The sequence below is a fragment of the Mesorhizobium sp. 2RAF45 genome (genome assembly GCF_052115225.1).
GTDB lineage: Bacteria > Pseudomonadota > Alphaproteobacteria > Rhizobiales > Rhizobiaceae > Mesorhizobium > Mesorhizobium jarvisii.
In genome coordinates this window covers 165,833-186,377 of sequence record NZ_JBFRGG010000012.1, presented here as the reverse complement: position 1 = coordinate 186,377, position 20,545 = coordinate 165,833, and the positions used below count along the sequence as shown (strand labels likewise).

Genomic DNA, 20,545 nt, shown 5'->3' with positions numbered 1-20,545 from the left:
AACGCCGACATCGGCATGCTTGTGCTTGACCATGGCACTTTCGGTCCACGAGGCATTGGCATCCGGCACAGCCATCAAGGCCATCGCCATCGCCTTGATGACCATGTCGTTGACCGACAGCTTGTAGGCGGGAGCCTCGCCCTTGTCCGTTTTCTTCATCGGGGCGGCGGCATTGATCTGCGTGCGCAGCGCCAGCAATGCGTCGAGTTCGCAGTCGAGCGTCAGATAGAAATGCGGGATGGTGGACTTGGCCTCGACCAGCCGCCGCGCAATCGTCTTGCGCATATTGTCGTGCGGGACGAGTTCGTAGGAGCCTTGCTCGAACAACTTCAGCACCTGGTCGTCCGACATCGCCTTCACCGCCGGCGCGGAAGCAGCAGCGGCGGCGGGAGCTTCAGGAGCCACCGCTGGTGCTTCCTTGGCTCCGCCCTTGGCAACCGCCGCGTCAATGTCCGCCTTGACCACGCGGCCGTATGGGCCGGTGCCGATGATGCTGGCAAGGGCAAGGCCTGCCTCACGGGCCAGACGTCGGGCAAGCGGTGTCGCGCGTATGCCCGACGGCGATTGGCCGATCTCTCCCCTTGTGGGGGAGATGCCCGGCAGGGCAGAGGGGGGCGTGACAGAATGCGACGTTGGCGGGACAGCGCCCTCGTCTGTCAACTTCGCCGACATCTCCCCTCCGAGGGGGGAGATCGGAGCCGCGTCTTGCTTGGCCCCATAGGCCTCGCCATCGGCATAGATCCACGCAACCGGCGCGCCGACCGGAATGTCGACGCCTTCCTTGCCGGTGACGTCGCGCAGCACGCCGCTGGCCGGCGCGTCGATTTCCATGGCTGCCTTGTCGGTCTCGATCTCGAACAGCACGTCGCCCTTCTTGACCCGGGCGCCTTCCTCGGCGAACCAGCGCGAGATCTGTCCGGTCGCCATGTCCATGTCGACCTTGGGAAGAATGACTTCGGTCGGCATGTCTCAGCGAACCCCTTTGACGAGGTCGCGCGCGGCACTGATGATGTCGGGAACCTGCGGCACCGTGGCTTTCTCGAGCTCCGGATTGTAGGGGATCGGCGTCTCGGCGCCGCCCAGCCGCACGATCGGCGCATCGAGATAGTCGAACGCCTCGCTCTCGGCGATCATGGCGCTGACCTCGGCGCCGATGCCCAGCGTCTTGACCGCCTCGTAGACGCACATCAGCCGCGACGTCTTCTTGACGCTGTCGATGACGGTCTGCTTGTCCATCGGCCGGATGGTGCGGAGATCGACGACTTCGACGTCGATGCCTTCGGCTTCCAGCGTGGCGGCGGCGTCGAGCGCCTTCTGCACCATGATCGAGGTGGCGACGATGGTGAGGTCGCGGCCTTCGCGGCGGATGTCGGCCTTGCCGATCGGCACCGTGTAATAGCCTTCGGGCACCGGGCCCTTCATCTTGTAGAGCAGCTTGTGCTCGAAGATCATCACCGGATCGGGATCGGCGACCGCCGCCAAAAGCATGCCCTTGGCATCATAGGGCGTCGCCGGCTGGATGACCTTGAGCCCTGGCACGTGGCCGAGCCAGGCTTCCAGGCTCTGGCTGTGCTGGGCCGCCGCACCCGTGCCCGAGCCGGCGGGAAAGCGCATCACCACGGGAACCGAAACCTCGCCGCCCAGCATGAAGCGCATCTTGGCCGCCTGGTTGACGATCTGCTCCATAGCGAGCGTGGCGAAATCGGAAAACTGGAATTCGAAGATCGGCCGCATGCCGGTGAGCGCCGCACCCACCGCCACGCCCGCGCCGCCCAGTTCCGAGATCGGCGTGTCGATCACCCGCTCGGTACCATAGCGCTCGACCAGATCGCCGGTCACCTGGAAGGCGCCGCCATAGACGCCAATATCCTCCCCCATCAGGAAGACGCGTTCGTCCATGTCCATGGCGATCGCCATGGCTTCCTGGATCGCCTGGGCGTAGCTCAGTTCACGCACCATCGCGTCCATCACGCCTGCTCCGTATACACGTAATTTCCGGTCTCGCTGACGTCAGGCGACGGGCTCACCTTGGCGAACTCGATGCCGTCGGCGATCTCCTGCGCCACCCCACTGCGAATGGCCTCGATGCCCTCGTCGTCGATAAAGCCGAATTCGCGCAGCTCGTTCTCGAACAGCGTGATCGGGTCGCGGTTCGACATCCAGTCCTCGATCTCTTCCTTGGTGCGATAGCGATTACGGTCGCTCTTGGAATGGCCGCGATGGCGGTAGGTCTTGGATTCGATCAACGTCGGCCCCTCGCCGGCGCGGGCGCGCTCGACGGCCTTGTAGGAGGCCTCGGCGACTTCCGAGAAGATGTTGCCGTTGACGATGACGCCGGGCATCGAATAGGCGGCGGCGCGGTCGGCGATGTTCTTGACAGCGGTGGAACGGGCGGTCGACGTCGACATGCCGTAGCCATTGTTTTCGCAGACGAAAATGACCGGCAGCTTCCAGACCGCCGCCATGTTGAGCGCCTCGTGGAAGGCGCCTTCATTGTTGGCGCCGTCGCCGAAGAAGGAGACGACGACCTTGCCGGTCTTCATCATCTTGGAGGAGAGTGCGGCCCCGACGGCGATCGGAATGCCGCCGCCGACAATTCCGTTGGCGCCGAGATTGCCCTTGGCGACATCGGCGATGTGCATCGAGCCGCCGCGGCCCTTGCAGTAGCCCGTGGTCTTGCCGAAGAACTCGGCGAACATGCGCTTGACCTCGGCGCCCTTGGCGATGCAGTGGCCATGGCCGCGATGCGTCGAGGTGATCTGGTCATCCTCGCCAAGCGGCATGCAGATGCCCATGGCGCTGGCTTCCTGGCCGATCGACAGGTGCATGGTGCCGTGGATCAGGCCGCGCATGTAGCTTTCCTCGGCGCCCTCTTCGAAGCGGCGGATGAGGTACATCTTGTAGAGCACCTGCTTGAGCTGCTCGGCGCTGTACTGGCGATAGACAAAAGGCAGGTTGGCGCGACTGTCCGCGACGGCTTTGCTGGCTCCGGCCATGATCAGGCTCCCGCGGTTCCGTAGACGAGCTTGTCCTGGCGGGCGCGCAGTTCGGCGATCTTGGAGCCCGGAGCCGGGGCGGCATTGGCATAGGTGATGAGCTCGCCCTTCTTGATCGGCGCGGTGACCGAGCCGCCCTGCAGCAGGCCGCAAGGAATGGCCTTGGCGGCATGGGCTTCGGGCGCCGTCATGATCCAGGCGCGGTAGCAATATTCGCCGATCGCATCGAGCTTCTCGCCGGGCTGCATGTCCTTCTTGGCCACCGCGGCGACTTCGGCCACCGGCTTTGCCAGCGGCACCATGTCGGCCTTGCCGTAGAGCACGACGCGGGCGCAGGTCAGCGGCACTTCGAGCGAGGTCAGGTGATAGGGGCGGTGGAAGGTGAAATACGGGCCCTTGCCCATCTTCAAATCTTCCATGCGCTCCGAAATGCGAGGATGCGACATGTCGGCGACGACGAAGACGCCGGGCGCAACGCCCTTGCCGATCGAGTAGTCGACGACGCCGACCCTGGACAGCACGCCGCCGTCCTTTTCAGGCACCAGCACTTTCGAGAGCTCGCCGAGGGTCGCCGCCGGGCCATGCATGCCGGCCTTGTCGGGCACCAGCCCGGTGGCGTTGGCGATCGCCGCCATCTCGACCATGGTCTTCGAACCATCGACGAATTCGACCAGCATGCGCACATTCATATGCCGGCGCTTGGCCTCTTCCTCATAGGCGGGCGGCGTGGCGTCGATGTTGAGCGGATTGTTTTTGCCCTTGCCAGCGGCAACGATCGGATGGCCCATGGCCGAGACGAATTCGATCAGCTCCATGCAGGAGGACGGCTCGTCGCCGGCGCCCAGCGAATAGGTGACGCCGAGCCGATCGGCCTCGCTCTTCAAATAGGCGCCGATGGTGACGTCGGCCTCGACATTCATCATCACCAGATGCTTGCCGTGTTCCATGGCGCGCAGGCCGATTTCGGCGCCGACGGCGGGGACGCCGGTCGCGTCGATGACCACGTCGATCAGATCATTGTTGATGACCAGGCTGGCGTCATTGGTGACCGCCACCTTGCCGGCCTCCATGGCAGCCGTCATCGCCGAAGCGTTCGACACTTCACGCGCATGGCCGGTTTCCTGGAAGGCGATGTCCACCGCCTTGCTGGCGGCCGGCAGGTTCAGTTCCGAGATCGCGCCGATCTCGATGCCGGACATATGGGCGACGCGGGTGACGATGTCGGTTCCCATCTCGCCGGAGCCGATCAGGCCGATGCGGATGGGCTTGCCCGACTTGCCGCGCTCATCGAGATCGCGGGCAAGGCCCGTCAACGAAACATTGGAAGCCATTCCGCTCATTCCTCCCACATTGCAGGCTTGTTCATTCGCTTGACGGGTATTGAACATCTGTATTTCTGTCAAGACTAATGTCCAAATCCGTGTGCTTTTGGAAACTTTCCAGCACCTCCTTCCCGAGCCCTTTCCGGCGGCGAACCGGACCAGGACCTGTCGCCTCCGCGCAACTCCGTGCTTTCAGGGGATCAGCCGACCGGCGATGCGGCAGGGCTCTCGATCGACAGGGCTCACCAGGTTCTCGGCTGCGTGATGGAACGCGCGGGGGATCGTCATGCGGCGACATCGAACGCATCGCCGGGCCGGTCGCCCATGGCGGCGCTATATCATCGCATCCTGCTGGCGCTGCACGATCTTCTCCACGGCGTCGCCAGGCACGTTGAGTTCGGTCAGTGCCTTCCCCACAGCGCCCGGCCAGTCCGGAACCGGGCAGCTCTTCAAGCTGGCGAAATGATCCTTGCCGGTGAAGAAATTGCGGGTCGCGTGGAAGCCAAGTGCGCGATAGACCTCGAACTGTTCCTCGTTGAAGAACTGATCGAGGGTGGTTTGGTGCGGGAACTGCGGATACCGTCTTCGATAATCGCGGATCATGTCGCTCTCGTCGCCGCTCATGCAGGACTTGATGTAGATCAGGACACCGTGCTCGTTTCCGCCATAGTCGATACGACCGATCGCCACGTGCGGCCCCTGGAACCGCGCCTCGTCGGTCGAGGCGTTGACAAGACTGTCCTCGGTCGCCAGGGCATTGGAGCGACGCAGTTCGGACCATGGCAGATCTATGAGGATGCCGAGATCAATTCGCGCGTAGCGTTCGACCCGGATAAGCGAGTTGAAGTCGAGCGTCGGGTCCGCTTCCGCGTCGGCAACGACGATGACCTTGCAGCGCCGTTTCAGCAGTTCATACAGGCCTAGATTGTCGAAATGGCCGCCATCCGTCAGGTAGACGTTGCTCGTCAGTTCATCGACCCTGCCAATCGCCTCCTTGGCAAAGTACCAGGGTGCGATATTAGCCAGCAATCGCCGCAGGCCGGTACGACCGCGGAGAAATCGCGGATTTGGAAGCCAGTACCCCAGGCGGACATTCAGTGCGGCAAGGCTGAACGTCAGGATCCGGATCGTATTTGCGCCCATATTGGCCGACGCCGCCGCGCCGGAGATGGCCATTGCCGTGCCGAGATTGAGATTGCGGTCAGCGCGCTCGAGCGAGATCGTCGCGGCATAGCCAGTGGCCTGGCTGCCGGTGTAGATGGGACCGAAGACGAAGGAATCGGCGCTGCGACCACGGCGACCGAGATAGGGCGATCCCTCCAGATTGACCGCAGTGTTGATGAGCAGGTACGGGGAGAACCAGACGGAATCGGCCCACTTTCCCGGAGATCCGGGCTTGAGCGAAGTCAACTTGAACTGATCGACATCGGTTGACCGTTTCCGAGCCTGCCTGTCTTTCAGCCGCTTTCTCAAATCAGCAAGGATGTGGCTCTTTTCGGCAAGCTCGTTCCTGGCACTCTCTTTCAGCTTGTCCAGGCGCCAGAGAAACGCCCTGCTCAAGCGGTCCCGATAGTATCCGTGGAGGGAATTCGCGTTGGGTGTCACCAGCAACGACAGGACGATGAGCACACCGGCCAGAACCGCATAGGTCATCCTGGTGTTTCCAATGACCGTGTCTCCAGCGCCGATCCCCGCATAGGAAAGCCCCAGATAGATGCACCACAGCAATATCGGCACGACCATTGCCAGACAGTAGAGCAGTATCTTTGAGGCAAGATGCCTGGCCGTCCCGGTCCACGAATCGTCGCTCTTCGAGGCCGCCGCTACGGCAATCAGCTTGTTGCCGAAGGCAGCAAGGGCCGCCGACATGCCGGCAAGCACGGTCCAGAGCCCTTTGAGAGACGTAGGGGCGTGGATCAGGATGCAGCCGACCCAGTTGATCTCGGAACAATCGTCTGGCGCCTTGGCCGCATCGAAGAAGCCCGCCAGGACATAGGCTTGAAACTCGAAGAAGGCGATCAGCAGGCAGACGATGAAGAAGAGCGCCAAGATCCTGCTGGCCATTTCTCGCTCGACAAGTGTCGTCATGCGGTCGGTCCGGCTGGAAGGCCGAAAGGCAAATATCGAATAGCCGATCTGGACGAGTCCCAGGACCACTGCCATCAGGATCGACCAATAGAACACGTTCCCTGAATTCTGGGTCAGCTTGTGAAGAATGGGTAGCCGCAGCGACGTTTCGGTCGGATTGATCAGGATGGTCAACCAGGCGAGCGTCAACAGCGCGGCTAGGAAGATCATCGCATTGATCAGCAGCCCACGCATCACCACAACGAGGCCGACGACGACATCGATCATTCCCTTCGGCGCCAGATAGTTGGAGTAGTCCCGGATGTGCTGTGTCTCGAGGGTTTCAGGACCGCCGAGCGTGCTTGTGAACGGAAACTCGCCATTGGTCTGCATCAACCCGGCGACCAGCGACGTGCCGATGTAGCCGCCTCCGGAAACCGTCGACATATAGTCGATATTCTCGAACACTTTCGGCCGGTCCTTTTCTGTGATGGACTCCAGCGCCTGCAGCACCCCCATGCAAAATGCCGCCGAACGAATGCCACCGCCCGAGCACGCCAGACCAGTCAGGTCGCGATCCGTCTTGACCACGGGATAGAGGTTGCCGCGTTCGTCTTCTTTGTCCGCCCCTGCCACATTGACTTGGGTGGCTGACGGCTTGGCGGCAGGCCCGTTCACGGTCTTGATGTCCGGTGCGTGTCTGGCCGCAACCAGTTCCCGGCGCCGTGTAACAACCGACGCCTCGGCGGTCATAACCTCATAGAACGAGATCGGCGAAGCTTCCTCAGTGTCGCTGGGCATGGCACTCTCGGCGCGCATGATTGCTCTACGGTTGCACAAGATGCTCCTAAAACACGAAGAAAGACATGGCGCGATGGCGCTATCGCGTCCTTGTCCCCCTCTGTTGGCGGCACATTATCCGGCGACGGGAAAATCGTGGAAATGCGCGATCACCCCCTCCGCATCGATGAAGATCACCGCATAGGCGGGCGGCTCGTGGCCCAGGCTCCAGCTCTGCGAAAAATCGAGGGCGGTCTGGTGGTTGGTGCTGCGCAGCGTGCTGACGGGAATGCCGCGCCAGCTGCCGGCGATCGGCCGATGGACGTGGCCGGCGAAAATGTGGCGGACATTGCCGTGGCGCGACAGCACGTCATGGAAGGCATCGGCGTCGGCAAGCCTGACCTCATCGAGGCCAGGCATATGGATCCGGAACGGCGGGTGATGCATGAACAGGAAGACCGGCCGGTTGCCCGCCTCTTGCAGCCGTTCATCAAGCCATTCGAGCCGCGCGTTGCACAGCCTGCCCTCGACATGGCCGCTGTCCAGCGTGTCGAGCAGGATCAGCCGGCCCTCTGTGCCATCGAACACGCTCTGCACGAACCCCTGCTCGGCGGCGGCATCGGGGAACATTTCGAGGAAAAGCGCCCGGTCGTCATGGTTGCCGAGCATGAGCCGGCAGGGCTGCGAAAATCGCGCCAGCCTGTCGCGCAACGCCGCATAGGCGGCGCGCTCGCCATCATTGGTCAGGTCGCCTGAGATCACCACCATTTCGGCATCGGCGTGGTTCTGGCCGATGTCGGCAAGGCAGGCGTCCAGCCTTGCCAGCGGATCGGAGCCGTAGAGCAGGCCACCCGGCGTCATCAGATGCGGATCGGAGAGCTGGATGATTTTCATGGACCTGACCGTACCCTTCCCGCCGGCGCCGCGTGGCGCCAACCAGAAAACGCAACGCCTCGATTGTCCCCTCTACTGCGCCGTCCAGCCGCCGTCCATCGGCAGGGTCGTGCCGGTGATCTGCCTGGCCGCATCCGAGCATAGGAACAGTGTCAACGCCGCAAGTTCCTCCACGGTGACGAATTCCTTCGTCGGCTGTGCGGCGAGCAGCACGTCATGCTTGACCTGTTCCTCGGTCATACCGCGCGCCTTCATCGTGTCGGGGATCTGCTTCTCGACCAGCGGCGTCCAGACATAGCCGGGCGCGATGGCGTTGACCGTGATGCCGTCCTGCGCGACTTCCAGCGCCACCGTCTTGGTCAGCCCTGCAATGCCATGCTTGGCCGACACATAGGCCGATTTGAACGGCGAGGCGACCAGCGCGTGCGCCGAAGCCGTGTTGATGATGCGGCCCCATTTGCGCGCCTTCATGCCCGGCACCGCAGCCTTGATGGCATAGAAGGCCGCCAGAAGATTGATGCGGATGATGGCTTCCCATTTGTCGTCGGGAAACTCCTCGATCGGCGCGACGTGCTGGATGCCGGCATTGTTGACCAGGATATCGAGGCTGCCGAACGCCGCCTCGGCATCATGCACCATGGCGCTCACCGCCGCCCCATCCATCATGTTGGCGTCGGAGTAGCGGCATTTGACGCCGAAATCCCTCTCGATGCCCAAGCGCTCCTGCTCGATGGCCGCAGGGTCGCCAAGACCATTGATGGTGACGTTGGCGCCCTCGGCGGCGAAGGCGCGGGCAATGGCCAGGCCGATACCGCTGGTCGAGCCGGTGACGAGGGAATTCTTCGAAGACAGGGAACCCATGGTGATCTCGCGAGAGGAGGGAGGGAATGAGAGCATATAATTGTGCGTCGCAACATGACAATGACAGAGCCATATGTCGGTGCGATTACAGCCAGACGGCAGCGCCGGCACGACCCCGTCCGCTGCGAAACCACGGTCGCTTGCCTGACACGGCACTGTCATGGTGCCGTGCAACATAATCGGCTGCGCATTCGCGCGGTCATTCCTGAACGAAATTCATCCGACGGAACCTTGGGGGTGCAGCTTGGAAATCGCCGATGTCGTGAAGCGCGCCTATGCGATGCCGCTGACCAACCCGTCCTTCCCGCCCGGTCCCTACCGTTTCTTCGACCGCGAATACATCATCATCACCTATCGCACGACACGCGAGGCGCTGGAGGCCGTGGTGCCGGCGCCCCTGGAAATCGACGAACCGCTGGTCAAGTATGAATTCATCCGCATGCCTGACTCCACCGGATTCGGCGACTACACCGAGACCGGCCAGGTCATTCCGGTGAAGTACAAGGGCCAGCATGGCGGTTACGTCCACTCGATGTATCTCGACGACGACGCGCCGATTGCCGGCGGCCGCGAGCTGTGGGGCTTTCCGAAGAAACTGGCCAATCCCAAGATCGTCCACGAAGGCGAGGTGATCGTCGGCACGCTGCATTATGGCAGCGTCCTGTGCGCCACCGGCACGATGGGCTACAAACACCGGGAAGCCGATCACGATTCCGTGCTCGCATCGCTCGCCGCGCCCAATTTCCTGATCAAGATCATCCCGCATGTCGACGGCACGCCGCGTATCTGCGAGCTGGTGCGCTATTATCTCACCGACATCATGCTGAAGGAGGCCTGGACGGCGCCGGCGGCACTGGACCTGCGGCCCCACGTCATGGCCGACGTGGCGAAGCTGCCGGTGCTCGACATCGTCTCCGCAGTCCACTTCAAGGCCGATTTGACGCTTGGGTTGGGCGAGGTCGTCCACGACTATCTCAGTGATCACAGCCGGCTCGCAACCAGCACAACCCAGCCGGAGAAAATTCGTGCTTGAACGCCACCGAAACAAGGAAGCCGCCGCCACGATCGCGGAGATTTCGGCGCAATATGACCGCATCGCTTTGGTGTTCCAGGGCGGCGGCGCGCTCGGCGCATACCAGGCCGGCGTCTACCAGGCGTTGGCCGATGCCGGCTGCGAGCCGAGCTGGCTGTCCGGCGTTTCGATCGGCGCCATCAACGCCTCGATCATCGCCGGCAATGAACCCAGCCGCCGCCTGCAGCGGCTCGAACAGTTCTGGCAGACCATCTCGGGCCGCAAGATCTGGAGCTACACGCCCGAAGGCGACATCTATCGCGACATCCGCAACCGTACCTCGTCCTGGATGACGATGACCATGGGCCAGCCCGGCTTCTTCAAGCCGCGCAACCCCAACCCATGGTTCGAGCCGCAGGGTGCCGAGGGCGCCACCAGCTTCTACGACACCGCCGAGCTGAAAGACACGCTGGAAAGCCTGATCGACTTCGATGTGCTGAACGACGGCAAGAAGCGGCTGAGCGTCGGCGCGGTCAACGTTCGCACCGGCAACTTCGTCTATTTCGACACGGAAAAAGTGCGCATCGGACCCGAGCACATCATGGCCAGCGGCGCGCTGCCGCCGGCCTTTCCGTCGGTCCGCATCGAAGGCGAGTACTATTGGGACGGCGGCATCGTCTCCAACACGCCGCTGCAATATCTGCTCGACCAGGAAGAGGACCGTTCGTCGCTGGTGTTCCAGGTCGACCTGTTCAGCGCGCGCGGTGTGCTGCCGCGCAGCATGCCGGACGTGCTGTCGCGCCACAAGGACATCATGTATTCCAGCCGCACGCGCCAGAACACCGACAATTTCAAGCGCATCCATGGCCTGAAGATGCGCCTGCTCGATGCGCTCAAGCGCGTACCCAAGGAGCAGCTGACACCGGCGGAAGAAGCGCTGATCGCGGACTATTCGGATGCCGGCCTGGTCAACATCGTGCACCTGATCTACCAGCACAAGGGCTATGAAGGTCACGCCAAGGACTACGAGTTCTCCGGCACCTCGATGCGCGAGCATTGGGAGACCGGCCTGGAAGACACGCAGCGCACCTTGCGCCATCGCAAATGGCTGACCATGCCGGCCAATGCCGACGGCGTCACCATCCACGATCTGCATCGCGAAGACCCGACCTGAAATCGACAAGCCAGCGTAGAGGCCGGGACTTTTCCTCTATCCTCTGAGACCCCAAACGAAAACGGCGCCGCAAGCGGCGCCGTTTTTGCGTAGTGCACTGCGCTCCGCTCAGAACACCTGGCGGAAGACGATGAACAGCACGAAGGCAAGCGCGATCGAGCACGGCAGGGTCAACACCCAGGCCAGCAGCAGGTTGCGCACCGTAGACCATTGCAGGCCCGAGCCATTGGCGGCCATCGTTCCGGCGACGCCCGACGACAGCACATGGGTGGTCGAAACCGGCAGGCCGAGCCGATCGGCCATGCCGATGGTCACCATGGCGACGAGTTCGGCCGCCGCGCCCTGGCCATAGGTCAGGTGGCTCTTGCCGATCTTCTCGCCGACAGTGACGACGATGCGTTTCCAACCGACCATGGTGCCGAGACCCAGCGCCAGCGCCACCGCGATCTTCACCCAGAGCGGGATGAACTTCGTCGCATTGTCGACGGCCTTGTGGTAGTCGGTCACCGCCTTGAGATCGGCGCCCTGCATCGGCAGCAGTTGCTTCTTGTCGATCAGCTTGAGCGCCTCGCCGATCAGATAGATGTCGTTGCGGGCGTTGCTGACCAGATCGGTCGGCACGTTGTGGACCGACGCATAGGGCTGCAGTCCAGCCGTCGTGTTATGGATGTAGGTCTGCAAGGCGACCGTAGTCTTGTCGCTCCAGCTGCGGGTGCGCACGGCATCCTGGACGGCCGCCTTGGCATCCTTGGCATCCGTGACGGTGACACCAGGCTTCGCATATTTGCCAAGCGCCGTTTCAACATTGGCCGAAGCCGACTTGTAGGCTTCGAGATAGTTGATGTCGGGCGTGCGGTTCAGCGCATAGGCCGTTGGCACCACGCCGATCAGGATCAGCATGATCAGGCCCATGCCCTTCTGTCCGTCATTGGAGCCATGCGCGAAGCTGACGCCGGTGCAGGTGAAGATCAGCAGGCCGCGGATCCACCAAGGCGGCGGCGTGTTGCCCTTCGGTGCCTCGTAGAGCGCCGGATTGCGCACGAGCAGCTTCATCGCATAGAGCAGGACCGCGGCGGCGAAGAAGCCGATGATCGGCGACACCAGCAAGGTCACGCCGACATTGGTCGCCTGCGACCAGTCGACGCCGCTGGTGGCGCTGCCGGACGGCGCCATGAACTGGTTGGCGAGGCCGACGCCGATGATCGAGCCGACCATCGTGTGCGAGCTCGAAGCCGGCAGGCCGAGGAACCAGGTGCCGAGGTTCCACAGGATGGCGGCGACGAGCAGCGCGAACACCATGGCAAAGCCGGAGGAGGAGCCGACCTGCAGGATCAGTTCGACCGGCAGCAGAGACAGGATGCCGAAGGCGACCGCGCCGCTGGAGGTGAGAACACCAAGGAAATTGAAGACGCCCGACCACATGACGGCGAATTCGGCCGGCAGGGAGCGCGTGTAGATGACGGTCGCCACCGCATTGGCCGTATCGTGGAAGCCGTTGACGAATTCGAAGCCGAGCGCGATCAGCAAGGCGATGCCGAGCAGGATCCACGGCACGGTCTTGGCCACCGCCAGGTCCTGGCTCAGCGCGTAGCCGACATAGACCACGCCGACCAGCACCAGCACGCCGAAGGCCGGCAGAAACCACGTCGCGCCGCCCGAACTGTGCAGCGGATGATCCGGTCTCGGAATGCCCGCCTCACTAGAAACTATGTCCACCATGTCCCACTCCTATTGCATTGCAGCAAAGAACTGGGAAAGACGCTATGTCCGCACGATGAACCCTGTGTGACGCCGAGACGCTTCGGCCTCGGGAGTTTCTATGCCGGAGCGGAACGCGTCTTCAGGATCGCCGAGAACAGCGGATCGAAGGCGCGGCTGATCGGCGCCGCGGCCGCACCGAGCGCGATCGACCAGGGGTCGGTGGTGCCGAGCTGCAGGCGCGGCAAATTCCGCCCGGGCCGATCGGCGATCGATGGCAGCAGCGGGTGCATCGCCTCGACGAGCCGGCGCGCCAGCGCTTCCGGCGCACCGCTGGTCAGGATCACAGTCTGCGGATCGAAGATCGTCTCTATGAGATGCACGCTCCAGCGCAGATCATGCGCGGCCCCGTCGATCCATGCCATCATCTTCGTATCCTCGGCCAGCACCAGGGCGTTTATCTGTTCGTAGATATCGCTGTCCGCCGGATTGAGGTCGAGATGCTGGTAGAGCGAGGCCAGCGAGGCGCGGTGCTCGAGCGGCGTCGAGCCTGGGCCAGCCGGCGCCAGCAGCGCCATGCCGATTTCGCCGGCATTGCCGTGGCCGCCGCTATAGAGCTCGCCATTGAGGATCAGCCCGGCGCCGATGCCGTAGCCGACATAGAGACAGACCGCATGGTCGACGCCATGCGCCGCGCCGACGATACGTTCGGCAGTGGCGCAGGCGGCGGCATCGTTCTGCAGGCCGACATTCAGCCCCGTGCCTTTGGCCAGCGTTTCTAGCAGCGGAAATTTCTGCCAGGCGGGCATCATCCATTTGTCGTCCGAATCCTTCAGGCCGAAAGGACCGGGCATGGCAACGCCGAGACCGACCAGCCGTTTTTCCGACTGCGCCGAAATGCCGGCCAGGTCACGGCGCACCCCTGCAATCAGCTCTAGGATGATCTCGACGCCCTTCGACGGCTCATCGAAAGGCAGGTTCGCCTCGGCCCGCGCCAGCACGCTTCCCATCAGGTCGACGGCCACCGCGCGCGTCAGATGGCGGTCGATATGCAAGCCGATGGCGAAGGCGCCTTCTGGCACCAGCCTGTAGGGCGTGGACGGCTGCCCCCTGCCCTTGCGCACCGCGTCCAGCGCGACGACCAGGCCGTCGCTTTCGAGATCCTCGATGATGTTGGAGACCGCCTGCTTGGTGAGCTGAGTCGCCCGCGCCAGGTCGGCCCGCGACAGGGCGCCATTGAGGCGTAGCGCCTCGATCATGACCCGGCGGTTGTGTGCGCTGGTGCCTTCCTGGTTGGTGCCGCTTTTGGCGCGGATCGGGCTGATGTCATCCACCGGCTTTTCCCCTCTTGACTCCATTAGAATATTGATCGACTAATTAAGTCAAGCGAGTTGACTTAATGCAAACCGAATGTCCCAAAACAAGATGGCCAAGGCCTTCCGCCTGTCGCCACTGGTCGGCCGGGTAAGCATCAGGTCACGCGACATGGACCCGGGAAGGCGAAGCGAAACGCCCGCATCGCCGACCCGTCAACGCCGGAAATGGGAGAAGAAGATGCTTAAGACAATCACCAAAACACTGGTCGGCGCGGTCTTCGCCGGAGGACTGCTCGTCCCTCACGCTTTCGCCGAAACGACGCTCAATGCGCTGTTCATGGCGCAGGCCGCCTACAGCGAGGCCGATGTGCGCGCCATGACGGACGCCTTCACCAAGGCCAATCCGGACGTCAAGGTCAATCTCGAATTCGTTCCCTATGAAGGCCTGCACGACAAGACCGTGCTGGCCCAGGGGTCGGGCGGCGGCTACGACGTCGTGCTGTTCGACGTCATCTGGCCGGCCGAATACGCCACCAACAAGGTGCTGGTCGACGTCTCGTCGAAGATCACCGACGACATGAAGAAGGGTGTGCTGCCCGGCGCCTGGACCACGGTCCAGTACGACGGCAAATACTACGGCATGCCGTGGATCCTCGACACCAAATATCTGTTCTACAACAAGGACATCCTGGAGAAGGCCGGCATCAAGACACCGCCGAAGACCTGGGAAGAGCTTGGCGCACAGGCCAAGATCATCCAGGACAAGGGCCTGCTGAAGACGCCGATCGCCTGGAGCTGGTCGCAGGCCGAGGCCGCGATTTGCGACTACACCACGCTGGTCAGCGCCTATGGCGGCGACTTCCTCAAGGACGGCAAGCCGGACTTCCAGAATGGCGGCGGCCTCTCGGCGCTGAAATACATGGTCGACAGCTACAAGTCCGGCCTCACCAACCCGAATTCCAAGGAATTCCTGGAAGAAGACGTGCGCAAGGTCTTCGAAAACGGCGACGCCGCCTTCGCGCTAAACTGGACCTACATGTACAACATGGCCAACGATCCGAAGGACTCGAAGGTGGCGGGCAAGGTCGGCGTCGTGCCGGCACCGGGCGTCACCGGTATCAGCGAGGTGTCGGCCGTCAACGGTTCGATGGGCCTCGGCGTCACCGCGGTCTCGAAGCATCCGGACGAAGTCTGGAAATACATCGAATACATGACCTCGCAGGCGACGCAGAACCAGTATGCCAAGCTGTCGCTGCCGATCTGGGCCTCGTCCTATGACGACCCGGCCGTCACCAAGGGCCAGGAAGAGCTGATCGCCGCCGCCAAGCAGGGTCTTGCCGCCATGTATCCGCGTCCGACCACGCCGAAATACCAGGAACTGTCGACCGCGCTGCAGCAGGCGATCCAGGAATCGCTGCTCGGCCAGTCCTCGCCTGAGGATGCCTTGACCACGGCCGCCAAGAACAGCGGCCTCTAAGCACTTTTCTCCAGTTGCGGGCGGAACTACAGCGCCCCGCGTCCCTTGGACGCGCAAAGGACGCTGTAGCGCTTCTGATCTTGCGCATGATCCTTTCCGGAAGTCGGTTCCGACTTCCGGGGTCATGCGCGAGTGCCGCCCGTGTTATGTCTGAAACCAAGATCGCTAGGGAGAGGTTGCTCCGATGTCGAGCACCTGGATGACGACCCGTGCCTGGTTGCTGATGCTGCCGCTGCTCGTGGTCATGGTCGCCGTCATCGGCTGGCCGCTGGTCGATACGGTCGGTCTTTCCTTCACCGACGCCAAGCTGGTCGGCACCGGCGGCAATTACGTCGGCTTCGACAATTACACCAACATGCTGTCGAGCTCGAATTTTTCGCGCACGCTGGTCACCACGACGCTGTTCGCCGTCATTTCCGTTGCCGCCGAAATGGTGATCGGCGTTCTCGCCGCGTTGCTCCTCAATCAGCAGTTCCACGGTCGCGCCATCCTGCGCGCCTTGATGATCCTGCCCTGGGCATTGCCGACCGTGGTCAACGCCACGCTGTGGCGGCTGATCTACAATCCCGAATATGGCGCGCTGAACGCCGCCTTGACGCAACTCAATCTCATCGACGCCTACCGCTCCTGGCTGGGTGAGCCGGGAACGGCGCTGGTGGCCCTGATCGTCGCCGACTGCTGGAAGAACTTTCCACTGGTGGCGTTGATCGCGCTCGCCGCCTTGCAGGCGGTGCCGCGCGACATCACCGCCGCCTCGCTTGTCGATGGCGCGGGACCGTTCAACCGCTTCCGCTTCGTCATCCTGCCCTATCTCGCCGGCCCGCTGATGGTGGCGCTGGTGCTGCGCACCATCGAGGCCTTCAAGGTCTTCGACATCATCTGGGTGATGACCCGCGGCGGCCCGGCAAACAGCACGCGCACGCTATCGATCCTTGTCTACCAGGAGGCTTTCTCCTTCCAGCGCGCCGGCTCCGGCGCGTCGCTGGCGCTGATCGTCACCTTGCTCGTCACCGTGCTCGCCGTCGCCTATGCGGCGCTGGTCAGGAAGACCGCCGGGAGTGCCGCCTGATGGAACGCAAAAGCCCCGCCTTCACCATCTTCATCCATGCCTGCGCGCTGCTGCTCGCCGCCATCATCCTGGCGCCGATCGCCTGGCTGTTCATCATGAGCATTTCGCCGGCCGCCGACCTTGCTGCCAAGCCGCTGCGCTGGTGGCCGCAGGCGGCCGACTTCTCGCGCTACCAGACATTGCTGTCGACCACCGAAAACAGCGCCGGCGCCGCCTTCACCTCGTCGCTGCGCAACAGCCTGGAGATCGCCGGCATGGCGACGCTGGCGGCGCTCGCTCTGGCCATCCCCGCCGGCTGGGCGGTCTCGCGCACGCCGGCGATCGGCTGGTCGCTGTCGATGGTCATTGCCACCTACATGCTGCCGCCGGTGGCGCTCGCCGTGCCGCTCTATATGGGCCTGTCGCATCTCGGCCTGCTCAACAATGTCTTCGGCCTGGCGCTGGTCTATTTGACCATATTGGCGCCCTTCACCACCTGGCTGATGAAATCCGGTTTTGACTCGATTCCGCGCGAGATCGAGGCGGCGGCGATGATCGACGGCGCCGGCCTGTTCCAGACCTTGCGCATCATCACGCTGCCGCTGGCGGCGCCGGTCATGGCGACATCGGCGCTGTTTGCCGTGCTGCTCGCCTGGGACGAATTCTTCTATGCGCTGCTGTTCACCTCCGACCAGCGCGCCAAGACCTTGACCGTCGCCATCGCCGATTTGGCCGGCGGCCGTGTTTCCGACTACGGGCTGATCGCCACCGCCGGCGTGCTGGCCGCTTTGCCGCCGGTGCTGATTGGCCTCGTCATGCAACGGGCGCTGATCTCGGGCCTGACCAGCGGCGGTGTGAAAGGATGACGATGACTGCAACGAGATCTAGACCGGCCGGACTGGTCGCCATCGACCGCGAGATGGCGCGCCAGCATGCGGATGCGCGTGCTTCGTTCGAGAACAACGCTGCCATGGCGGCAAACGTCGCCGCCTCGATCAGGAAGACCGGCCGGCTGCTGCTGCTCGGCATGGGCGGTTCGCATGCCGTCGGCCGCGCCGTCGAACCGCTTTATCGCGCGCTCGGCATCGATGCGCTGGCACTGCCGCTCTCGGAACAGCTCGGCCAGCCGGTGCCGCTGGACGGCAAGACGGTGCTCGTCACCTCGCAGTCCGGCGAGAGCGCGGAGGTCGTCAGGTGGTTTGCGGAAGCCGGAAGCACTACTGATATTTTCGGCCTGACGCTCGAGGGCGGCTCCTTTCTCGCCCGCACCGCGCCTTGCCTGGTCGGCGCCGGCGGCACCGAACTGGCCTTCGCCGCCACCCGCAGCCTGACCGTGACCTTCGCCTTGCATCTGGCCATCCTGGCTGCGTTGGGTGAGGACCCAAGTGCCGCTCTTGGCGCACTGGATCAGAAGCAGGACAACGACATCACGCAAGCGCTCGCAGCGCTGGAGGAGGTAACGACCATCGTCACCTCCGGCCGCCGCCTGCAGGGCGTCGCCGAGGCGCTGGCGCTCGGCCTCACCGAACTGTCGCGGCTGCCCTGCTTCTCGCTCGAAGGCGGCCAGTTGCGGCACGGACCGATGGAGATGCTCGGCCCAAAAATCGGAATCATCCTGTTTCGCGCCAACGATCCGACAGCGGAACTGGTGACGGCGATGGCCCTTTCCGTGGTCGAGGCCGGCGCGCCGCTGATCATCTTCGACGCTTCCGGGCAATCGCCGGTCGCGGGCGCCGTCACGCTCTCGTTCAAGCCGGCTTCGGGTCTCGCCGCGATCTTCGCCATGCTGCCGGTGGCACAGCGCCTGATGATCGCCTTCGCCGACAGTCGCGTCGACAATGCCGGTACGCCCGTGCGCTCGACCAAGATCACCAGGAGCGAGTGATGCGTCCGCTCGCGGTGATCGGCAATGTCAATGTCGACCTGATTGTCGGCCCGGTCGCGCCATGGCCGAAGGCAGGCACCGAAACCGTCGTCGATCACGACGATCTGCGCGTTGGCGGACAGGCCGGCAACACCGGGCTCGCCTGGCAGGCGTTGGGCATTGATTTCGAGATCGCCGCCAATGTCGGCGACGATCAGTTCGGCCGCTGGCTGCGCGAGGCGTTCGGCAGCCGCGCCGACAAATGGCCGGTGCGCCCGGAGAGCACGACGCTTTCGGTCGGCATGACCCATCCCGACGGCGAAAGGACGTTTTTCACCACGCGCGGCCACCTGCCCCGCTTCAGCCTTGCCGACGTATTTTCGGTGCTCGACGGCAAGCGCCTCGCCGGCGGCTATGCGTTGCTGTGCGGCTCCTTCCTCACCGATGACCTCACCCGCGACTACGAAGCGTTCTTCGACTGGGCGAACGGGCACGGTATCGCGGTAGCGCTGGACACCGGTTGGCCGATGGAGGGCTGGACCCCAGCGAACTGCAAGGCGGCGCGCACCTGGCTCGCGCGCTGCGACCTTTCTCTGTTCAACGAGGTGGAGACCGTGACCCTGGCCGGCCTGCCCGATCCGGTCGAGGCCGCGCGGCAAATCCAGTCCAGCATGAAGAAGGGCGCGACCGCCGTCGTCAAGCGCGGCCCCGAAGGGGCGATCGCCATCGGCCCGGGCGGAGCGCTGGTCACGGCGACCGCGCCCGACGTCAAGGTCGTCGACACCATCGGCGCCGGCGATGTTTTCAATGCGGCCTTCCTGGCCGCACTGGCGCAGGACCAGACACTGACCACCTCGCTTGCAGCCGCGACGCAGGTGGCGTCGCGCGCCATATCAACCTTGCCCCGTAACTACGTCGAACCGATGCATCCAAGGAAAGCCACGCATGAGCGCGCTTGAAATCCGCAACGTCCGCAAGAATTACGGCAGCGTCGAAACGCTGAAAGGCATCGACATCGCTCTGCAGAGCGGCGAATTCCTGGTCCTGCTCGGCTCGTCGGGTTGCGGAAAGTCGACGCTTCTCAACATCATCGCCGGCCTCGCCGAAGCGACGGGCGGCGACGTGCTGATCGGCGGCCGCTCGATCCTTGGCGTTCACCCCAAGAACCGCGACATCGCCATGGTCTTCCAGTCCTACGCGCTCTATCCGAACCTGACCGTGCGCCGTAATATCGGCTTCGGGCTGGAAATGCGCGGCGTCGCCCCCGACGAGCGCGAAAAGGCGGTGGCCGAGGCGGCAAGACTGCTGCAGATCGAAGCCCTGCTCAACCGCAAGCCGAGCCAGCTTTCCGGCGGCCAGCGCCAGCGCGTCGCCATCGGCAGGGCACTGGTGCGCAAGCCGCAAGTGTTCCTGTTCGACGAACCCTTGTCCAATCTCGACGCCAAGCTGCGCCTGGAAATGCGCACCGAGCTGAAGCGCCTGCATCAGATGCTGCAGACCACCGTCGTCTACGTCACTCACGACCAGATCGAGGCAATGACGCTGGCGAGCCGCATCGCGGTGATGCGCGACGGCAGGATCGAGCAGCTCGGCACGCCCGAGGAGATCTACAACGAGCCGGCAACGCTCTATGTCGCCGGCTTTGTCGGCGCACCGTCGATGAACATGCTGCAGGCGACGGTTCAAGGGACCACGCTGGCCATCGATGGCGCCAAGGCGAGCCTGCCCTTGCCCGCCCGTTTCCGCGACGCGGTGCAGGACGGAGCGCGGGTTGTGGCCGGCATCAGGCCCGAAGCACTGCGGGTCGCGGCGGATGCGGCCGCGCCGTCAGTGCCGGTGGAAATTGAAGTTGTCGAATTGACCGGTCCCGAACTGGTCACCACCGCACGGATCGGCACACAGCGGCTGACGGCCTGCCTGCCGCCGGCGTCCCGCGTCGCGAAAGGTCAGGCGGCAAGCTTCGCCTTCAGCGAGGACGCGCTGCGGCTCTTCGACCCTGACACCGGCAAGGCTTTTTGAGTCTGACCCGGAAAAAC

At 63.7% G+C, this 20,545-nt stretch carries 17 protein-coding genes; 8 read left to right on the top strand and 9 right to left on the bottom strand.

Annotation, left to right across the window (positions count from 1 at the left end; genetic code table 11):
• The 7 genes from AB4Z43_RS26125 to AB4Z43_RS26095 form a co-directional block, all read right to left on the bottom strand.
• A partial coding sequence (locus tag AB4Z43_RS26125; protein WP_441939493.1) for a dihydrolipoamide acetyltransferase family protein occupies positions 1 to 966 on the bottom strand: 966 nt, incomplete at its 3' end.
• A 3-nt stretch (positions 967 to 969) separates the two neighbouring features.
• Positions 970 to 1,968: an alpha-ketoacid dehydrogenase subunit beta gene (locus AB4Z43_RS26120; RefSeq protein WP_019861532.1), complete on the bottom strand. Its 999-nt coding sequence runs from the start codon at positions 1,966 to 1,968 to the stop codon at positions 970 to 972.
• On the bottom strand, positions 1,968 to 2,996 hold the full coding sequence (locus AB4Z43_RS26115; RefSeq protein ID WP_019861533.1) for a thiamine pyrophosphate-dependent dehydrogenase E1 component subunit alpha: 1,029 nt from the start codon (positions 2,994 to 2,996) through the stop codon (positions 1,968 to 1,970). The genes AB4Z43_RS26120 and AB4Z43_RS26115 overlap by 1 nt, the downstream gene beginning before the upstream one ends.
• A 2-nt stretch (positions 2,997 to 2,998) precedes the next feature.
• Positions 2,999 to 4,327 (bottom strand): NAD(P)H-dependent oxidoreductase, encoded by a 1,329-nt coding sequence (locus tag AB4Z43_RS26110; protein WP_064981049.1) that lies wholly within the window; start codon positions 4,325 to 4,327, stop codon positions 2,999 to 3,001.
• A gap of 324 nt (positions 4,328 to 4,651) precedes the next feature.
• Complete coding sequence (locus AB4Z43_RS26105; protein ID WP_441939490.1) at positions 4,652 to 7,138, bottom strand: patatin-like phospholipase family protein; 2,487 nt, start codon at positions 7,136 to 7,138, stop codon at positions 4,652 to 4,654.
• Between the two features lie 162 nt (positions 7,139 to 7,300).
• Positions 7,301 to 8,059 (bottom strand): phosphodiesterase, encoded by a 759-nt coding sequence (locus AB4Z43_RS26100; protein ID WP_441939488.1) that lies wholly within the window; start codon positions 8,057 to 8,059, stop codon positions 7,301 to 7,303.
• Between the two features lie 72 nt (positions 8,060 to 8,131).
• On the bottom strand, positions 8,132 to 8,920 hold the full coding sequence (locus AB4Z43_RS26095; RefSeq protein WP_019861537.1) for a 3-hydroxybutyrate dehydrogenase: 789 nt from the start codon (positions 8,918 to 8,920) through the stop codon (positions 8,132 to 8,134).
• 244 nt (positions 8,921 to 9,164) lie between these two features.
• Between AB4Z43_RS26095 and AB4Z43_RS26090 the strand changes: the two genes are divergently transcribed.
• Both AB4Z43_RS26090 and AB4Z43_RS26085 read left to right on the top strand, forming a co-directional pair.
• Complete coding sequence (locus AB4Z43_RS26090; protein WP_019861538.1) at positions 9,165 to 9,953, top strand: acetoacetate decarboxylase; 789 nt, start codon at positions 9,165 to 9,167, stop codon at positions 9,951 to 9,953.
• On the top strand, positions 9,946 to 11,106 hold the full coding sequence (locus AB4Z43_RS26085; protein WP_441939486.1) for a patatin-like phospholipase family protein: 1,161 nt from the start codon (positions 9,946 to 9,948) through the stop codon (positions 11,104 to 11,106). The genes AB4Z43_RS26090 and AB4Z43_RS26085 overlap by 8 nt, the downstream gene beginning before the upstream one ends.
• 108 nt (positions 11,107 to 11,214) lie before the next feature.
• On the opposite strand, the gene AB4Z43_RS26080 is transcribed toward AB4Z43_RS26085, so the two are convergent.
• Together AB4Z43_RS26080 and AB4Z43_RS26075 are read right to left on the bottom strand one after the other, a co-directional pair.
• Complete coding sequence (locus AB4Z43_RS26080; RefSeq protein WP_441939484.1) at positions 11,215 to 12,825, bottom strand: inorganic phosphate transporter; 1,611 nt, start codon at positions 12,823 to 12,825, stop codon at positions 11,215 to 11,217.
• 98 nt (positions 12,826 to 12,923) lie between these two features.
• Positions 12,924 to 14,138: an ROK family transcriptional regulator gene (locus AB4Z43_RS26075; RefSeq protein ID WP_027047461.1), complete on the bottom strand. Its 1,215-nt coding sequence runs from the start codon at positions 14,136 to 14,138 to the stop codon at positions 12,924 to 12,926.
• 220 nt (positions 14,139 to 14,358) lie between these two features.
• Here AB4Z43_RS26075 and AB4Z43_RS26070 point away from each other — a divergent pair, with 220 nt between their 5' ends.
• From AB4Z43_RS26070 to AB4Z43_RS26045, 6 genes are all read left to right on the top strand, one after another.
• On the top strand, positions 14,359 to 15,597 hold the full coding sequence (locus tag AB4Z43_RS26070; RefSeq protein ID WP_441939482.1) for an extracellular solute-binding protein: 1,239 nt from the start codon (positions 14,359 to 14,361) through the stop codon (positions 15,595 to 15,597).
• Between the two features lie 184 nt (positions 15,598 to 15,781).
• Positions 15,782 to 16,666 (top strand): carbohydrate ABC transporter permease, encoded by an 885-nt coding sequence (locus AB4Z43_RS26065; RefSeq protein ID WP_019861543.1) that lies wholly within the window; start codon positions 15,782 to 15,784, stop codon positions 16,664 to 16,666.
• Positions 16,666 to 17,511: a carbohydrate ABC transporter permease gene (locus AB4Z43_RS26060; RefSeq protein ID WP_019861544.1), complete on the top strand. Its 846-nt coding sequence runs from the start codon at positions 16,666 to 16,668 to the stop codon at positions 17,509 to 17,511. The genes AB4Z43_RS26065 and AB4Z43_RS26060 overlap by 1 nt, the downstream gene beginning before the upstream one ends.
• Complete coding sequence (locus tag AB4Z43_RS26055) at positions 17,508 to 18,530, top strand: SIS domain-containing protein (RefSeq protein WP_441939479.1); 1,023 nt, start codon at positions 17,508 to 17,510, stop codon at positions 18,528 to 18,530. The genes AB4Z43_RS26060 and AB4Z43_RS26055 overlap by 4 nt, the downstream gene beginning before the upstream one ends.
• Positions 18,530 to 19,468 carry a PfkB family carbohydrate kinase gene (locus tag AB4Z43_RS26050; RefSeq protein ID WP_441939477.1) on the top strand — a complete coding sequence of 313 codons (939 nt, stop codon included), beginning with the start codon at positions 18,530 to 18,532 and terminating at the stop codon, positions 19,466 to 19,468. Before AB4Z43_RS26055 ends, AB4Z43_RS26050 begins: the two co-directional genes overlap by 1 nt.
• Positions 19,455 to 20,528, top strand: a complete 1,074-nt coding sequence (locus AB4Z43_RS26045; protein ID WP_441939475.1) for an ABC transporter ATP-binding protein — start codon at positions 19,455 to 19,457, stop codon at positions 20,526 to 20,528. Before AB4Z43_RS26050 ends, AB4Z43_RS26045 begins: the two co-directional genes overlap by 14 nt.
• The last annotated feature ends 17 nt before the right edge of the window (positions 20,529 to 20,545 follow it).

What these genes read in the sequence shown, in the direction of transcription:
- AB4Z43_RS26120 (WP_019861532.1), bottom strand. Translation starts at nt 1,968, where the DNA reads ATGGACGCGATGGTGCGTGAACTGAGCTACGCCCAGGCGATCCAGGAA.
- AB4Z43_RS26115 (WP_019861533.1), bottom strand. Translation starts at nt 2,996, where the DNA reads ATGGCCGGAGCCAGCAAAGCCGTCGCGGACAGTCGCGCCAACCTGCCT.
- AB4Z43_RS26110 (WP_064981049.1), bottom strand. Translation starts at nt 4,327, where the DNA reads ATGGCTTCCAATGTTTCGTTGACGGGCCTTGCCCGCGATCTCGATGAG.
- AB4Z43_RS26105 (WP_441939490.1), bottom strand. Translation starts at nt 7,138, where the DNA reads ATGACCGCCGAGGCGTCGGTTGTTACACGGCGCCGGGAACTGGTTGCG.
- AB4Z43_RS26100 (WP_441939488.1), bottom strand. Translation starts at nt 8,059, where the DNA reads ATGAAAATCATCCAGCTCTCCGATCCGCATCTGATGACGCCGGGTGGC.
- AB4Z43_RS26095 (WP_019861537.1), bottom strand. Translation starts at nt 8,920, where the DNA reads ATGGGTTCCCTGTCTTCGAAGAATTCCCTCGTCACCGGCTCGACCAGC.
- AB4Z43_RS26080 (WP_441939484.1), bottom strand. Translation starts at nt 12,825, where the DNA reads ATGGTGGACATAGTTTCTAGTGAGGCGGGCATTCCGAGACCGGATCAT.
- AB4Z43_RS26070 (WP_441939482.1), top strand. Translation starts at nt 14,359, where the DNA reads ATGCTTAAGACAATCACCAAAACACTGGTCGGCGCGGTCTTCGCCGGA.
- AB4Z43_RS26065 (WP_019861543.1), top strand. Translation starts at nt 15,782, where the DNA reads ATGTCGAGCACCTGGATGACGACCCGTGCCTGGTTGCTGATGCTGCCG.
- AB4Z43_RS26060 (WP_019861544.1), top strand. Translation starts at nt 16,666, where the DNA reads ATGGAACGCAAAAGCCCCGCCTTCACCATCTTCATCCATGCCTGCGCG.
- AB4Z43_RS26055 (WP_441939479.1), top strand. Translation starts at nt 17,508, where the DNA reads ATGACGATGACTGCAACGAGATCTAGACCGGCCGGACTGGTCGCCATC.
- AB4Z43_RS26050 (WP_441939477.1), top strand. Translation starts at nt 18,530, where the DNA reads ATGCGTCCGCTCGCGGTGATCGGCAATGTCAATGTCGACCTGATTGTC.
- AB4Z43_RS26045 (WP_441939475.1), top strand. Translation starts at nt 19,455, where the DNA reads ATGAGCGCGCTTGAAATCCGCAACGTCCGCAAGAATTACGGCAGCGTC.